We start from the raw sequence: 14,250 nt of genomic DNA, 5'->3' as shown, positions 1-14,250 counted from the left end.
TTATATGCCTGTCCATAAATGTTAGAAGACAAAGAAAAAGAGGCTGACAAAATTTTGTCAACCTCTTTTTAAGAAGGATTACGCATGTTTTAATTGTTCAAATTTGCGACGAAGAACCATTTGTAAAATTCCGCCGTGACGGTAATAGTCAAGTTCTACTTCTGAATCAAAACGAACCATCACTTCGAATTCTTTCTTATTGCCGTTTTCGTCCGTTGCCGTTACTTTAATAATGTCATGAGGTTTGACATTATCGTCGATATGAACATCGATCGTTTCTTTACCGGTTAAGCCAAGAACTTCCGCATTTTCACCTTGTTTGAATTGAAGAGGGAGAACACCCATCATCACAAGGTTAGAACGGTGAATACGTTCATAGCTTTCAGCGATAACGGTTTTAATTCCTAAAAGTTTCGTACCTTTTGCTGCCCAGTCACGGGAAGAACCCATTCCATAGTCTTTTCCGGCGAGAACGACTAGACCCGTTCCGTCTTGTTGATATTTCATGCATGCATCATAAATTGGCATTACTTCTCCTGTCGGCCAATAAGTCGTAAATCCGCCTTCCGTTCCAGGAGCGATTTGGTTGCGGATGCGGATATTGGCAAATGTTCCACGCATCATGACTTCATGGTTGCCACGTCTGGAGCCGTACGAGTTGAAATTGCGCGGTTCTACGCCTTTGGAGCGTAAATATTTTCCTGCCGGAGTATTCACGCCAATGGCTCCTGCAGGCGAAATATGGTCTGTTGTAACGGAGTCGCCGAATTTTCCGACTACACGCAAACCTGTAAGCTGTTTAATTTCTTCAGGATTTTCAGAAAGCCCTTCAAAGAATGGAGGGTTTTGAATGTAAGTCGAATTTGGATCCCAATTATAAAGTGGTTCATTGCTGGTTTTAATCGCATTCCATTTGGCGTTGTCATCGAAAACACGTTCATATTCTTTACGGAACAATTCTGGAGTTACCGTACGTTGAACGACTTCTTTAATTTCATCGGAAGAAGGCCAGATATCCTTAAAGAATACATCGTTTCCATCTTTGTCTTTTCCGATTGGGTCGTTTTGCAAGTCGATATCCACTGTTCCGGCAAGTGCGTAAGCCACAACTAATGGAGGCGAAGCAAGATAGTTTGCTTTTACAAGCGGATGAATACGACCTTCAAAGTTGCGGTTTCCGGACAATACAGATGTCACGAAGAGGTCAGAATCCGTAATTGCTTTTTCAATTTCCGGAAGAAGCGGTCCGGAGTTGCCGATACACGTTGTACATCCGTAACCAACAAGGTTAAATCCGATTTTTTCAAGATAGCTTAGCAAGCCGGAGTCGCGTAAATAACCAGTTACCACTTTAGATCCAGGAGCTAAAGAAGTTTTGACATATTTCGGTACATTCAGCCCTTTTTCAACGGCTTTTTTTGCCACCAATCCGGCACCGATCAATACATAAGGGTTAGATGTATTGGTACAGGAAGTGATAGCTGCAATCGCCACTGCTCCCGTTTTCATAGTCACTTCTTCGCCGTTTTCGAACTTCACCACGGCTTCTTTATCAAATTCTTTTTCCGTCAACCCGAAACCTTGAGTGCCTTGTGGTGCTGTAACGGCTTGACGGAAAGAAGATTGCATTTTTGAAAGCGGAATTAAGTCTTGTGGGCGTTTTGGACCCGACAAATTCGACTCAATTTCAGAAAGATTGATTTCTACTACGTCTGTGTAGATTGGATCTTCTTTAGGATTAAAGAACATATCATTTTCTTTTAAGTATTTTTCAACAATTTGGACATGTTCTTCTTCGCGTCCAGTCAAGCGAAGATAGCTTAACGATTCGTCATCTACCGGGAAGAATCCGCATGTTGCCCCATATTCAGGCGCCATATTGGCAATGGTAGCACGGTCGGCAAGCGGCAGCTTAGAAACACCCGGACCGAAGAATTCAACAAATTTTCCTACCACGCCTTTTTGACGAAGTACTTGAGTCACTTTTAACGCCAAGTCTGTCGCAGTCGAACCGTTTGGCAGTTCTCCTGTTAATTTGACACCAATGACTTCAGGAATTGGGAAATAAGAAGGTTGTCCAAGCATACCAGCTTCTGCTTCGATACCACCTACGCCCCATCCCAATACACCAAGTCCGTTGATCATGGTTGTATGGGAATCCGTACCTACTAGAGTATCTGGATAAGTTTCATATTCGTTCGGGCTTGTTTCTTTTACGTGAACCACACTTGCAAGATATTCAAGGTTTACTTGGTGGACAATCCCGGTTGCCGGCGGAACTGCACGATAGTTTTTAAAGGCCTTTTGTGCCCAGTTTAAGAATTGGTATCGTTCAGCATTTCGTTCAAATTCCAATTCCATGTTTTTTTCCAAAGCGTCAGAAGTTCCATATTTGTCGACTTGAACAGAATGGTCAACGACAAGATCCACCGGAATTTCCGGATTGATCATTTCTGGTTTTCCACCCATATCGCTCATCGCTTTACGCAATGAAGCCAGGTCTACAACCGCTGGTACACCTGTAAAATCTTGCAAAATAACGCGGGATGGTTTGAACGGAACTTCTCCGCCCTCTACGTCTTTTGAACCCCATTTCGCCAAATTTTCAATATGTTCTTTTTTAATGACTCTGCCATCATATTGGCGGAGAACAGATTCTAATAATACTTTGATCGAATATGGCAAGCGGCTGACATCTGCCACATTGGCATCCTTTAAAGCCGCTAGACGATAATAATGATATCGTTTACCATTCACTTCGAATGATGAACGAGCGTTAAAAACGTCGTTTGTCATCCCAATTCCCCCTCTTCTGTTATGTAAGACTATGCAGCGAAAAGTTTGAATGGAAATTCAAACTTTTCTTATATGTTCATCTTAATACAAGCGCTAACATAAGTAAATAACAAGAATGTTATTGTTTTTCATAAGTTTTCCTTATATCGACAAATTGTGTCGATATGAATGCCCATCATAGGCATCATTTTTTTCTCTTCATTTTTCAAATTTCTCTTGAAACTTTAACGGTCATTGCCCGTATTTTAATTAGTTAACCATAAACATCGGAGGCGATCAAAATGGAAATTCGAAAGCGTCCTGCATTAAAATTAAAAAAGAAGCCATTAGAAAACGTTCTAAACATCATTTCATTATTAGTGTACATCGGAAGTGTTATACACTTATTCATGCACTGGTCTTCCTTGCCGAATCGAGTTCCAATTCATTATAACTTGGTCGGAGAAATAGACAAATGGGGCAGCAAAGAGGCCATTTTTTTCCTCCCGATTACAGGCGCCGTTTTATGGATGGGGCTTACGATTCCCGAAAAATTCCCACATCTTTATAATTACTTGGTTGTTTTAACGGAAGAAAATATAAAAAGGCAATACAAAAATGCAAGTACTATGATCAACGTTGTAAAAAATGAAATACTCCTTTATATCGCTTATTGCAGTTGGAAAGATGTGAACATTGCCTATGGACGGGATGTCGTTTTAGAAACTTGGGATTTACCTATATTTCTTATCATCCTTTTCGGTTCGATCGGATTTTTTATCATAAGGTCATTCCGTTTACAATAATGGTCTAAGATTGGATGGTTTGATCTTTTTCTTTTCAAATATAATTATTTTTTTGAACCCGTCTTGGTTTTCTTCGCCACTGGATTATGATCGAAACATGGCTTAAAGGAAGCATCAAAAATGGAAATTGGATACGATCATCAATTCCCACAAGACATATATTAAAACGATGTTTATTCTGCAAATAAGAAACTTGCCATGGAAAAGATTACACGGTCATCTACTTTTCTCCTTATTCTCCAACTTATTTTGATAAAGTTATTGACCTTCGTTCTAATTCACCTTATAATTTTTATCAGTGTCCCGGTAGCTCAGCAGGATAGAGCGGCAGCCTCCTAAGCTGTAGGTCGCGAGTTCGAATCTCGCCCGGGACGTTTTTTCATGATTCATATTCACAATTGTATGAAAGGAATAGAGACAGGGAGGTTGTCAAAAATCGAGACAGCCTCCCTGTTTCGCTTAATGATTTGCAGTAGTCTAAAACGGTCCTATCTTGTTAAGCAACAATCATTCAATGGATGACATGATCTTTAATACGTGCTGCTAAGCGCTTTATCGGCCATAGCCGATTAACCAGCAGAATCCTTTGGTGTTATAGGTTTTAAGTTGGCGATCTTTACAATCCCCTGAACATGACCTTTTGCTATTTTTTCAATAAAGCTGGGATCTTTCAGCTTTGTCGCATCTTCAGTATTATCAATAAAGCCGTTTTCCGTTAAAAGCGCCGGCATTCGGCTTTCGCGAAGAACATGAAAGTCCCCCTGCTTTTTCCCTCGATCATAGAACCCTGTTGCTTTTATAATTTCTTGATGAATGGTATTTTGATACGAAGTGGTAGGTTGTCCGACGCCCGGATAGATAAAAGATTCGAATCCTGTTGCTCCTCCGGAATTAACGTGAACAGATAAATAAAAGTCTGCCCCCCAAGCGTTGGCTTTCTCTGTTCTGGCAGTCAATGTCGGATAAGAATCCCCTGAACGGCTCATGAGAATGGCAATTCCTTCATAATCGTTCTGCAGTCTGTCTCGAATCAGTTGACAAATTTTTAGTGTAATATTTTTTTCCATAAGGCCGTTTCCCGTTGCTCCAGAGTCTTTTCCCCCATGTCCTGGATCTAAAAAAAGTTTAAACATGCTTCATCCCCTCCTTTAGATATTCAACCTTTCCAGCTATCTCTCAAGGTTGTTTAGGATATATAACTCGTCAGTGAAGGACTTTAAAAAGCTGACCAATGCGTTCTGCTATATAAATACGGAATTTCTCAACGTAACGTTACGGTCATCATCAAAAAATGAATGCCGATAAAAAACAGAACATTCTGATATCAAACATTAAAATATTCCAATTATATCTTGCAGCAAGGGTCCACAAGCTAGTTATAAGGAGGTGCACCATATGACCAAAAGAAAAGCAAACCATGTCATTCCCGGAATGAATGCATCCAAATCACAAGGAGATGGAGCTGGATACAACGAAGGGTCCTCCAACGAACCACTGACGGAACAACAAAGACAAAACAATAAAAAAAGAAAGAAAAACCAATAAAATTTCACACTGACGACGATATCTTCTCAATCAAACCAAAAGGGATGGTCGAGACAAACAAACATCGCCTATGTTGGCGATGTTTGTTTATTCATATTCATTTACTTTTTCCACAATATCCGTTAAAACTGCATGGTATTTTTCCAATTGCCTTCTTTGAGTTTCCGTTGCGGTTTCTAAAGCATTTTCAACTTGCTGATAAGCTTTGTTTACCTCATTTTTTAAATGAGATAATTGGGAACCAAAATCAGCGGAATCGATTTCAAGTTCCAGAGATGCTTTTTCGACTTCAGAAACTCTCTGTTCTGCATCTTGAAACGCTCTCTGCTTACTTTTTTGATAAGGCATGATGGAGCAACTCCTTCATTGAAGAATCATTTTTATTCTGTGTCAAAAACAACTAATTATTCGGTGTTTGTTTTGAATAATCGCACACAATAAGGTATAGCAAGGAGGGATATAAAAATGAACAAAAACGATGGGAAAGATATGAGAAAAAACGCTCCAAAAGGGCACCACACTGGTCAGCCTGAACCATTAAGCGGTTCCCATAAAGTCAAAAACAGAAACCATACCCGTCAAAAACATAATCCCGGCCACGGAATGTAAGTAAACACGCCGGTGACCCCGGCGTGTTTTTAAAACTTATTGTTCATTCTATTTGAATGAGTACTTTTTTCGGGTATTTAGTTTACATAATAATTTTATCGATAACTTTTTATCCACATCCATCTTTTCAAGAAAGATTCCGGAAGGTCCGTTGGCTGTACATCGGAATTTTTTATGAGTTCTTTTTATAGTTCTTTTTATAAGAATCAGAATGTTTTCTTTTTCAAAAAAGCCTATTTTTTCTATTTTGCATTTTTTTCATACTATATAAAGAATTCGATTACCTGCTGTTCTTTTGACGTTGAAAATGCTATTGGGTGATCAGGTATATCGTGCAGAAGTAAACTAAGCGCTTATGTCAAAAGCATAGGGGGAGAGCTGTTCGCATAAGAACTCGCGATGGTAGGATACACGAAGGAATCATTCATCGCGTTCATCGTGAGAGAGTATTCATCCATCCTTTTTCTAGAGGTCGTTTTATTCGTTTCGGAGGTTATGGTTACGGTTGGGGATATGGCTATGGTGGAGGATGGGGTGGTTTCGGCGTTGGAATTGCATTAGGTGCAATCGTTGGACTCGCTCTTCTTCCTTTCTTTTTCTGGTAAACTAGATGAATTTAGGAAAATGGCATAGTTTTGCCTCATTCGTTTGGATCGCCATTTATTATTTTAGCTGTTGTGAATCTCGTCATTTAATCTCTAAGAATGAAGAATTAGCTCATCGATAAAAATCTCAAACCATCTTGCTAAAAGAATTTCTTTGCATCTATTTTTTTCTTTAGACGAATCACGGAACACGGTTCAATCATCCCCTTATATCTTATCCGTCTATCTTTCTAATCGTTCTACGTTGTTTGAAAAATAAATTCCTAAAAGATTCAATACTTCAGAAACAAGAGATACAGATGTAGAAGGAAAAGAGAAATCACAAACAATATTTCAATCGAGTAGGAGGGAGCGATTAACTCCCGTCCTCTCACACCACCGTACGTACGGTTCCGTATACGGCGGTTCAATTAAGATCATTGACGCAAGTCTTTATAACTTCCGTGAATAGCTGTTCTCTTTATGCCAGTGGTCACTCCACCCTCCAAGAGGTCTCCCACGGGATTCACCGCTTCCTCCCTCAAGTGAGGTACTACGTTTTCTGTGTTCATCATGACTCACTGAATACCAAGGGCTATTCTCTCTTAATTGTTCGGTCCTTCTTAGTTGTTCTAGACCAACTAATACTATGACCTCTGCTGACTTCTGACGGTTCAGCTACTTATCACTAAGTAGGTTATGAAGAGTACTTCACCTATCCGCCAGACCTCCCCGGGTAAGTACATGCACTTTCACACCATCTATCCGCCTCATTTACTCGATATGACCTTCGACAGAAAGAGCTTTGTTTTGTTATGCAAACTCACTCCATCATACCTAGCCTTATATGAGGTTCGTGTTCCTCGGACCGGTGTTTTGCCTCCAGCTTCCTTCAGATTCCGCGTCACCACGGACACCCTTGCTCTTGGCTAACCTCTACTTCTGTCTTCGGGGTTCGGGACTTACACCCTATAGTTCATGTACATGCCGGGCGCACATATAAGAAAGCTGCACCCTCAAATGGGCGCAGCTTTCTTATATCCAAGTTGATGACGTTGGACGTTACCGCTGAGAAGGACGAAATCCTGCAGCTTCCGCTTCTTCACGGGAACAGAACATTTTTTCCGGTTTCGTTTCATCATAATATTCATCGCCAGGCATATGGTATATTTTTTTACCGGAACTGGAGATGTTCCCTTTAATATTGCAGCTTCCTTTGGAATGGTCTTGTGTTAACGATTTCTCTGTACCTGTTAATGAATTTTGTTCCTTTCCATTCGAATTATATCCATGGTCCGTTACATAATTTTCAATAGACCAGATTCCTTTCTTCTCTCTTTGCGCGACTGCTTGTGCAGCTCTAAATTCATCGACATATTTTGTATTAGGCGGAAAGACTGCCACGCGGGCGAGGCCCTTTTCAATCAGCAGTTTATTGTAATTTTGATGATTTAACCACACGTAAGCCAGAAGCCTGCCGTACTTGTCCCTTTCTTGAACATCAAACTCCAGCGTAACGGTTTTACCGGTCAATTGTGATTTTGTAAAGGCGGAGGCTTCCGGGCCAAACGGTTGAACCCCTAGTCTAGGATGTTTCGTTTCCGGTGTATCAACTAAAATCATCCGTACCCGTTCTTCTTTTCCGTTTGCCATCCGAGCCACAAATGTATCACCGTCTACTACACGCACTACAACAGCACGTATCCCTTTTACATCAGATTTATTTGTTCCGGCATAGGCTTTTTTCGACTGCTGATCGGATGCTGCTTCATTAGAAGCAGATTCGTTTGTTGTTGTTGATGAATGCTTATTTTGCTGACCGCCGGTTGACGAACAGCCAGACAAAATAAGTACGCACATACTAAAGATAGCGAACCACTTTTTCATATTCTTCTCTCCCTAATCTATTGATGAAACTCTCTCTGTTGATGGCAAAATGAAAAGGGGAACGGCAAAACAGTATCATCTTACCAAATAAAAAAGTTATGTAAACTCAAAAGCTTGTAGATTCAGTCATTTTATATTTATTCGTGTAAAAAAGTACTTCTTCTACATATTGCTCACTATGGTTATAAGCGTAGACCGCTTTCTTCCAATGTCCATTAGCCGCCCCGTTTCGTGCTAAATAATTGGCTGCGCTAAATACTGCATCTTCAAGATCAAAAGGATCCGCCTTGCCGTCTCCGTTGGCATCCACACCATAGCCGCCGTATTTTTTTATGACAGCCGGGTTGGTTTTATCTTTTTCAGGAATTTTGCCTTTTCCTTTCCCTTCGCAGCCAGGATATTTCCACCCCACAAACGTGCATGGCATGAATTGCATTGGGCCTTCAGCACCTGCAGGAGAAACTAACGGACCTTTAGAAAACTTCGTTTCCACTCGATGGTGTGCAGCTAAAAGCTCCCAAGGCACCCCGTATTTTTGTGCCGCAGCTTTATATATCGGAATATATTCCTTCGGTATGCTCACATTTTCCTCAATCTTTCCATTTGTCCATTTATAAGTCACGAAACCGACCAAAATAATAAATGGAAAAAGAAACCAAATGAACGCTTTTTTCATCACTGTACTTGTCACCCAATTCAAAAGTGATATCCATGTCTATATTATGGATAAATTGGAATGGATGCAAGTGAGTTTTTTTAAAACATTAGAAAGTAATGGGCTGATAGTCTTTGTACAAGTTAAAGGTAAGGTGGAAATTTTGCCAATAAAAAGCAAAACTTTTCTCCAATCCTTTCCAAGAGTAAATTGATTTTTCTTGTTGTTTCCATGTATACTGCTCATGGGAAGAATTTCGCCTTCTTTTTGAGCACAAGGCATATAAACCTCTTTTCTCTTTCGGAAAACCAACGGTGATCTTATGAATAGAAATACAGCGCGTAATGAAAAGGATTGATAAGGATGGAAAAAGGGAACATATTTTCATTTATACACACAATGGAACTATTGAACAACCGATTATTAATTTATTGGAATCAAATGTTTCCAAAAAACATCAGCATTTCTCAAATCCTCGTTTTAGCGGAGCTGTGGGAAAAAGGGCCAAGAAAACAATCGGACCTTGCTACGCGGCTTGGATTTACACCAGGAGCCATGACCAATATCGCCAATAAATTAATCGAAGCCGGAGTAGCGGAACGAATTTCAGATGAAAAAGATAGGAGAATTGTTTATTTAGCGATCAACCAATCTGGAGAAGATTTACTTTTGGAAGCCATGAAAATGGGACAAAAAATGTATTTGCAACTTTTTCAACAGCTGACAAAAGAAGAGCATAAAGTATTAAACTCTGTCTATGGAAAATTACTGTCATTTTTGGAAAAACAAAAATAATCGGTTGTTCAAACGGAGCGGTTCCCGCGATCACCATTTTTGGTAGTTATGCAGGAACCGCTTTATCGTTTTCGAGAAAGTGCAAGATTAGGATTCCTGTCCTTTCCTAGCTGTTTAAGGCCATACGTCTCTTTTTCGGCTTCTTCTTTTCGCGCCAACAATTCTCGTTCTTCTTTCTTTAATTGGGAAATGCGCTGCTCTACTTCTGTCAATTTCTTTTCAGCCTCTGTCAGCTGTTTTTCACATTCATCCCTCTTTAAGGCAGAGTGTTCAATTTCTTGTGTTAGAACTGGATCATAGTCGGGATATTTCGAAATAGTCAACTCTGTCATTTCATCAAATATTTTATTTAACTTCTTCTCCCACTGTGCCTTTTCAGTTAAATAAAAACTTGATTGGAGAAAAGAAGCTACGGACTTGACCACTCCTTTTGCACCCGCTTTCTTTTGCTCCAGCTTCTTGTCGATGTTTTCCATTTTTTCTTTGATTCGATAGTATTCAACAGTCGTATCGCCAAAATAAGGACGATTTTCATCAGCAATTAGTTGGTTTTTTAGTTTTTCTTTTGCGATCGAAAGATAGGTTTCACTTTCTTTTTTCATCGTTAAGATGGTTGAACGCTCACTCTCCAAATCGTTCCGTTCTTTCTTATACTGTTCCTGCTCACTCCGATTTTTTTCCAATTGTAAAAGCAAAGAAATGTAATTTCTGTATCGTTTGCTCCAAACATCGGCTGTATTCTGAACATCAGCCAATTGAGAATATGGGGCTTCTAAACCATGCAACATTATTTCCAACAGGACAAAAGGAACCAATTCGTTTGAAAACAATAAATGCTGATAACGAAACGGAACAAGTTTAGGTCCAAAGAGAAGCGAATATAAAAAGTCCGGACTAAGCAAAAAGAATAGAAGCGGATCCGTTGTCAATTGGCTAAAAGCCGTGTTGGAAAATGATCGCAGCTCCCGAAATCTTTGCAAAAACTCCCCAAAATATGAATAGCCGGATACGGAAGTTAAAGCGTTGACCAACTGAACAATCCCTTCATTCTCTATCCATCGGCGTATCTGTTCTGAATCGAACTGATCGATCATCATGACAGACTTTAACTGCTGCCTTTCGTTTATGGGCAAAGAATTCAGTGTATCTGCAATCGTTTGATGCCATTCGGTTGAGTCTTCATTCAACCTCCTGTGAAAATCTTTTAACAGCTGACTAAATTGCCAACTCACGATCATCCCAAGCTGGCTTTCCAAGTGATGCTGTTTGGCAAACGCAGAAAAATCCCGGTTCTTCTTGGAAAGGAGTTGGAACGTCTCTTCAATCACTTGGTCGAATCCTTTTGTAATTTCAAAGACCGTGTGAAATCGTCCACCTTTAATCTTTAACACTTTTAATAACTGCAAAAAAATAGCAAGACGCAACTCATCCTCGCTTAGAGGAGCGCAATTCTTTGTTTCCGTTTCTATATATTTGAAAAAATGATCTTGATGATCTCTTGATAACCAATCTTTTGTTTTATTGGATACAATGTCCCAAATATTCGTTTTGCAAAAAAGAATATAAAGATAACGCAACTCATCGCCTTTTAAAGAGCTGAGCGAACGCGCCAGAAATGATCCGTCCATAGTCTCCCCCTCTTTACTGCGGCTGTTCTTTTTGTAGTTCTATTATAAACGATCTTCCTGATCATGAATAAGGAAATCTCTTTCTCCATTTTCCATCCGGCTTTGTTACTTGATAATAAATGATTCCACTGTAGCTTATTCTATACGTTTTAAGAGAAGCACGATAAGCTTCATTTCCTCATGCGATTGAAATGGAAAAATCCTTATGGCTTATTATATATGTTAGATACAGCCATAAGGATTTTACCCCTTTTTTTCCTACTGAACAATAGATATCTTGCATAAAAGATCTTTAGAATCAGTCGTGTTTACGAAATCTTACCTAAAATGCCTGATTTTTTCATCCTTTTCGTTTCAATTTCTACCTATTTATTTTCGATTTTACCGATTCGGATTCTTTGTCATCTCTTAACGGGTACGTATGTTGTCGGCCATCATGCTCGCACATTAGTTTCTAATTTGGCCGTTTCCATAAATCAAGTATTTCGTTGTCGTTAAAGCCTTTAGTCCCATTGGTCCCCTTGCGTGCAATTTTTGCGTGCTGATGCCAATTTCAGCACCAAACCCGAATTCAAATCCATCTGTAAATCGAGTGGAAGCATTGTGATAAAGAGCTGCTGCATCCACTTCATTGAAAAATTTCGCTACATTTTGATCGTCAGCTGTAATGATGGCTTCTGAATGTTTCGTTCCATATTGGTTAATGTGTTCAATGGCTTCCTCTACCGAAGAAACGATTTTGGCAGCTATAATTTTATCCAAATACTCGGTCGACCAATCTTCCTCAGTTGCAGGCTTCAGTCCGACGGCCAGTTGTTGGGCTTTTTGATCTCCTCGTACTTCGACTTCATGATCTTGAAGACGTTTGGCAAGTTCCGCAAAATACTTTGCAGCCCAGTTTTCATGGACGAGAACCTTCTCCGCCGCATTGCAGACGGAAGGTCGTTGAGTTTTGGCGTTAATGACGATATCAATGGCCATTTCTTTATCAGCTGATTCATCAATGTAAATGTGGCAATTTCCGACACCTGTTTCTAGCACTGGAACAGAAGCTTGTTCCACGACGGATTGGATCAAATTTTTTCCGCCGCGAGGAATCAACACATCTAAATATTCCGTGAGTGTAAATAATTGCTGAGCGGTTTCTCTTGAAGTATCTTCCAACAATTGAACAGCATCCGCAGGAATTTCCGTTCCTTCAAGGGCTCGTCTAATGCAATCACTAATCGCTATGTTGGAATGTTGAGCGGATGAACTGCCTCGCAGTATCACCGCATTTCCTGTCTTTAAGCATAGTGTGGCCGCATCCACGGTCACATTTGGACGTGCCTCATAAATCATCCCCACCACACCAAGTGGAACTCTCACTGTTTTGATTTGCAGTCCATTGGGCCGTTCCCAACTATCCAAAATTTCCCCTACAGGATCTTTTAAATCAATGAGTTGACGGATGCCGTCCGCCATATCTTGAATCCTTTTCTCATTGAGAGTCAAGCGATCAATCAATGCCTCTGTCATACCTTTGGCATGAGCGCTCTCAACGTCTTTTTTATTTTCCTCAAGAATAAAGGATATTTCTTCTATTAGTTGTTTCGAAATAGCAGCTAACGCTTCATTTTTTTGTTTTGTTGTTTTACTGGCTAGCTCAGCAGAAGCTTGCTTGGCCTTTTTCGCTTTTTCCAGCAACTCCGTCATCGTTTCGTACTCCTCCTTACCCTTTTTTACCAAATTTTTCAACGTGATCGGTTCGAATGAGCTAGAGACACCCAGTTATCACGGTGAATGACCTCACAATGATCGCGGTTATACTTTTGTTTGATTTCGTCGCTATGTTTTCCTTTTATTTCTTGCAATTCTGAGGAATCATAATTCACTTGTCCTTTTCCAAGCACTTCACCGCGAGGATTCACCACTTCAATCACATCGCCCGCGCGAAAGCTTCCGTTCACTGCCGTCACTCCGGCAGGCAATAGACTTTTCCCTTGATCCAAAAGAGCTTCAGCCGCTCCTTGATCAATTTCGACTTGCCCTTTTACGAAAGAATGAATGGCAATCCATTGCTTATTTGCTGTCATTCCTTTTCGTGGAGTATAGCCGATATACGTCCCGTCTCCCTTGCCTTCTAATATATCCACTAGTTTGTTTTCTCCTGTTCCTGTACCGATAAATAAACTGACTCCGAGAGAAAGAGCTGTTTTCGCCGCATCGATTTTCGACTTCATTCCCCCGGTACCGAACTTGGATCCGGAGGTATCGGCTAAATCAAGAATCTCATCGGTAATGGCTGGCAAGTAGTAATATTTTTTGGCTGTTGGATCTTCGCGCGGATTTTTATCATATAATCCGTTAATGTCCGTCAAGATAATGAGAAAATCAGCATGTATCAAACCGCTGACTAGAGCAGACAACATATCATTGTCCCCAAAAGTCAACTCTTCAATGGAAACCGAATCATTTTCATTGATAATCGGCAAAACCGAGCGGTCGAGTAGTTCCGTCAATGTTTCATAAGCATTGCTGTACTGCTGTTTTCTGGAAAAATCACTTCTCGTTAACAGCATCTGGGCGGCCACCATGTGATATTTTTTGAATTCCTCTGTATAAGCCTGCATAAGCAGTCCTTGCCCGACAGCCGCCGCTGCTTGTTTTCCTTTTATTGAAACCGGCCGGGTGGGATAGTTCAACGCAGTAAAACCGGCTGCAACCGCACCGGACGAAATCAGCACCACTTCATGGCCTTGTTGTTTTAATTTTGCTAATGCCCTAACATGGTCCGCCAGTTTTTCCCGGCAAATACCGCCCATAGCGTTCGTTAATGAACTGCTTCCGATTTTCACCACAATCCGTTTTTTTCGCACGAGTTCTCCCTCCAATCCGCAAAAATCAAAAAGCCATTCTGTCCTTTAAAAGGACGGAATGGCTCGATTCCGCGGTACCACCTTTATTGGCAGGATCAAAATGATCAA

Annotated in this window: 11 protein-coding genes, 1 tRNA gene, 1 pseudogene and 1 other annotated feature (1 of these 14 cut by a window edge); of the genes and pseudogenes, 5 read left to right on the top strand and 8 right to left on the bottom strand. The window is 40.4% G+C overall.

Annotated elements, in window-relative coordinates:
* Positions 1-78 precede the first annotated feature (78 nt).
* A complete protein-coding gene (acnA, locus tag N1I86_RS00640; RefSeq protein WP_003352926.1) occupies positions 79-2,796 on the bottom strand; it encodes an aconitate hydratase AcnA in 2,718 nt (905 codons plus the stop codon).
* Positions 2,797-3,077: 281 nt separating this feature from the next.
* Here acnA and N1I86_RS00635 point away from each other — a divergent pair, with 281 nt between their 5' ends.
* Both N1I86_RS00635 and N1I86_RS00630 read left to right on the top strand, forming a co-directional pair.
* Positions 3,078-3,581 carry a DUF1648 domain-containing protein gene (locus N1I86_RS00635; RefSeq protein ID WP_003352927.1) on the top strand — a complete coding sequence of 168 codons (504 nt, stop codon included), beginning with the start codon at positions 3,078-3,080 and terminating at the stop codon, positions 3,579-3,581.
* Positions 3,582-3,881: 300 nt separating this feature from the next.
* Positions 3,882-3,955: transfer RNA gene (locus tag N1I86_RS00630), tRNA-Arg, on the top strand.
* Positions 3,956-4,180: 225 nt separating this feature from the next.
* Here the strand turns inward: N1I86_RS00630 and N1I86_RS00625 are convergent.
* A pseudogene (locus N1I86_RS00625) lies at positions 4,181-4,714 on the bottom strand (N-acetylmuramoyl-L-alanine amidase family protein); the annotation flags it as partial.
* 262 nt (positions 4,715-4,976) lie between these two features.
* On the opposite strand from N1I86_RS00625, the gene sspO reads away from it, so the two are divergent.
* Positions 4,977-5,126: a small acid-soluble spore protein O gene (sspO, locus tag N1I86_RS00620; protein ID WP_048623370.1), complete on the top strand. Its 150-nt coding sequence runs from the start codon at positions 4,977-4,979 to the stop codon at positions 5,124-5,126.
* An 87-nt stretch (positions 5,127-5,213) separates the two neighbouring features.
* On the opposite strand, the gene N1I86_RS00615 is transcribed toward sspO, so the two are convergent.
* The gene (locus N1I86_RS00615; RefSeq protein ID WP_003352930.1) at positions 5,214-5,474 is read right to left on the bottom strand and encodes a hypothetical protein; all 261 of its coding nucleotides are present in this window, start codon (positions 5,472-5,474) and stop codon (positions 5,214-5,216) included.
* A 117-nt stretch (positions 5,475-5,591) separates the two neighbouring features.
* Between N1I86_RS00615 and N1I86_RS00610 the strand changes: the two genes are divergently transcribed.
* Entirely contained in the window at positions 5,592-5,735 is a 144-nt protein-coding gene (locus N1I86_RS00610; protein WP_003352931.1) for a small acid-soluble spore protein P, read from the top strand.
* Positions 5,736-7,381: 1,646 nt separating this feature from the next.
* Here N1I86_RS00610 and N1I86_RS00600 read toward each other — a convergent pair.
* Both N1I86_RS00600 and N1I86_RS00595 read right to left on the bottom strand, forming a co-directional pair.
* Entirely contained in the window at positions 7,382-8,206 is an 825-nt protein-coding gene (locus N1I86_RS00600; protein ID WP_341094414.1) for a thermonuclease family protein, read from the bottom strand.
* A gap of 106 nt (positions 8,207-8,312) precedes the next feature.
* A complete protein-coding gene (locus N1I86_RS00595) occupies positions 8,313-8,882 on the bottom strand; it encodes a lytic transglycosylase domain-containing protein (RefSeq protein ID WP_040340921.1) in 570 nt (189 codons plus the stop codon).
* 342 nt (positions 8,883-9,224) lie between these two features.
* Here N1I86_RS00595 and N1I86_RS00590 point away from each other — a divergent pair, with 342 nt between their 5' ends.
* Complete coding sequence (locus tag N1I86_RS00590; protein ID WP_003352937.1) at positions 9,225-9,656, top strand: MarR family winged helix-turn-helix transcriptional regulator; 432 nt, start codon at positions 9,225-9,227, stop codon at positions 9,654-9,656.
* 62 nt (positions 9,657-9,718) lie between these two features.
* On the opposite strand, the gene N1I86_RS00585 is transcribed toward N1I86_RS00590, so the two are convergent.
* From N1I86_RS00585 to proB, 3 genes are all read right to left on the bottom strand, one after another.
* Complete coding sequence (locus tag N1I86_RS00585; protein WP_003352938.1) at positions 9,719-11,284, bottom strand: hypothetical protein; 1,566 nt, start codon at positions 11,282-11,284, stop codon at positions 9,719-9,721.
* 447 nt (positions 11,285-11,731) lie between these two features.
* Positions 11,732-12,979 (bottom strand): glutamate-5-semialdehyde dehydrogenase, encoded by a 1,248-nt coding sequence (locus tag N1I86_RS00580; RefSeq protein ID WP_341094411.1) that lies wholly within the window; start codon positions 12,977-12,979, stop codon positions 11,732-11,734.
* 38 nt (positions 12,980-13,017) lie between these two features.
* Complete coding sequence (gene proB / locus N1I86_RS00575) at positions 13,018-14,142, bottom strand: glutamate 5-kinase (protein ID WP_270583644.1); 1,125 nt, start codon at positions 14,140-14,142, stop codon at positions 13,018-13,020.
* A 46-nt stretch (positions 14,143-14,188) separates the two neighbouring features.
* Positions 14,189-14,250: a binding site (T-box leader), on the bottom strand; it runs 158 nt beyond the window's last position.

This window comes from Bacillus sp. FSL W8-0116 (assembly GCF_038003825.1).
Lineage (GTDB): Bacteria > Bacillota > Bacilli > Bacillales > DSM-4216 > Bacillus_O > Bacillus_O smithii.
This window is presented reverse-complemented; position numbering and strand designations above follow the sequence as displayed.

What these genes read in the sequence shown, in the direction of transcription:
- acnA (WP_003352926.1), bottom strand. Translation starts at nt 2,796, where the DNA reads ATGACAAACGACGTTTTTAACGCTCGTTCATCATTCGAAGTGAATGGT.
- N1I86_RS00635 (WP_003352927.1), top strand. Translation starts at nt 3,078, where the DNA reads ATGGAAATTCGAAAGCGTCCTGCATTAAAATTAAAAAAGAAGCCATTA.
- sspO (WP_048623370.1), top strand. Translation starts at nt 4,977, where the DNA reads ATGACCAAAAGAAAAGCAAACCATGTCATTCCCGGAATGAATGCATCC.
- N1I86_RS00615 (WP_003352930.1), bottom strand. Translation starts at nt 5,474, where the DNA reads ATGCCTTATCAAAAAAGTAAGCAGAGAGCGTTTCAAGATGCAGAACAG.
- N1I86_RS00610 (WP_003352931.1), top strand. Translation starts at nt 5,592, where the DNA reads ATGAACAAAAACGATGGGAAAGATATGAGAAAAAACGCTCCAAAAGGG.
- N1I86_RS00600 (WP_341094414.1), bottom strand. Translation starts at nt 8,206, where the DNA reads ATGAAAAAGTGGTTCGCTATCTTTAGTATGTGCGTACTTATTTTGTCT.
- N1I86_RS00595 (WP_040340921.1), bottom strand. Translation starts at nt 8,882, where the DNA reads ATGAAAAAAGCGTTCATTTGGTTTCTTTTTCCATTTATTATTTTGGTC.
- N1I86_RS00590 (WP_003352937.1), top strand. Translation starts at nt 9,225, where the DNA reads ATGGAAAAAGGGAACATATTTTCATTTATACACACAATGGAACTATTG.
- N1I86_RS00585 (WP_003352938.1), bottom strand. Translation starts at nt 11,284, where the DNA reads ATGGACGGATCATTTCTGGCGCGTTCGCTCAGCTCTTTAAAAGGCGAT.
- N1I86_RS00580 (WP_341094411.1), bottom strand. Translation starts at nt 12,979, where the DNA reads ATGACGGAGTTGCTGGAAAAAGCGAAAAAGGCCAAGCAAGCTTCTGCT.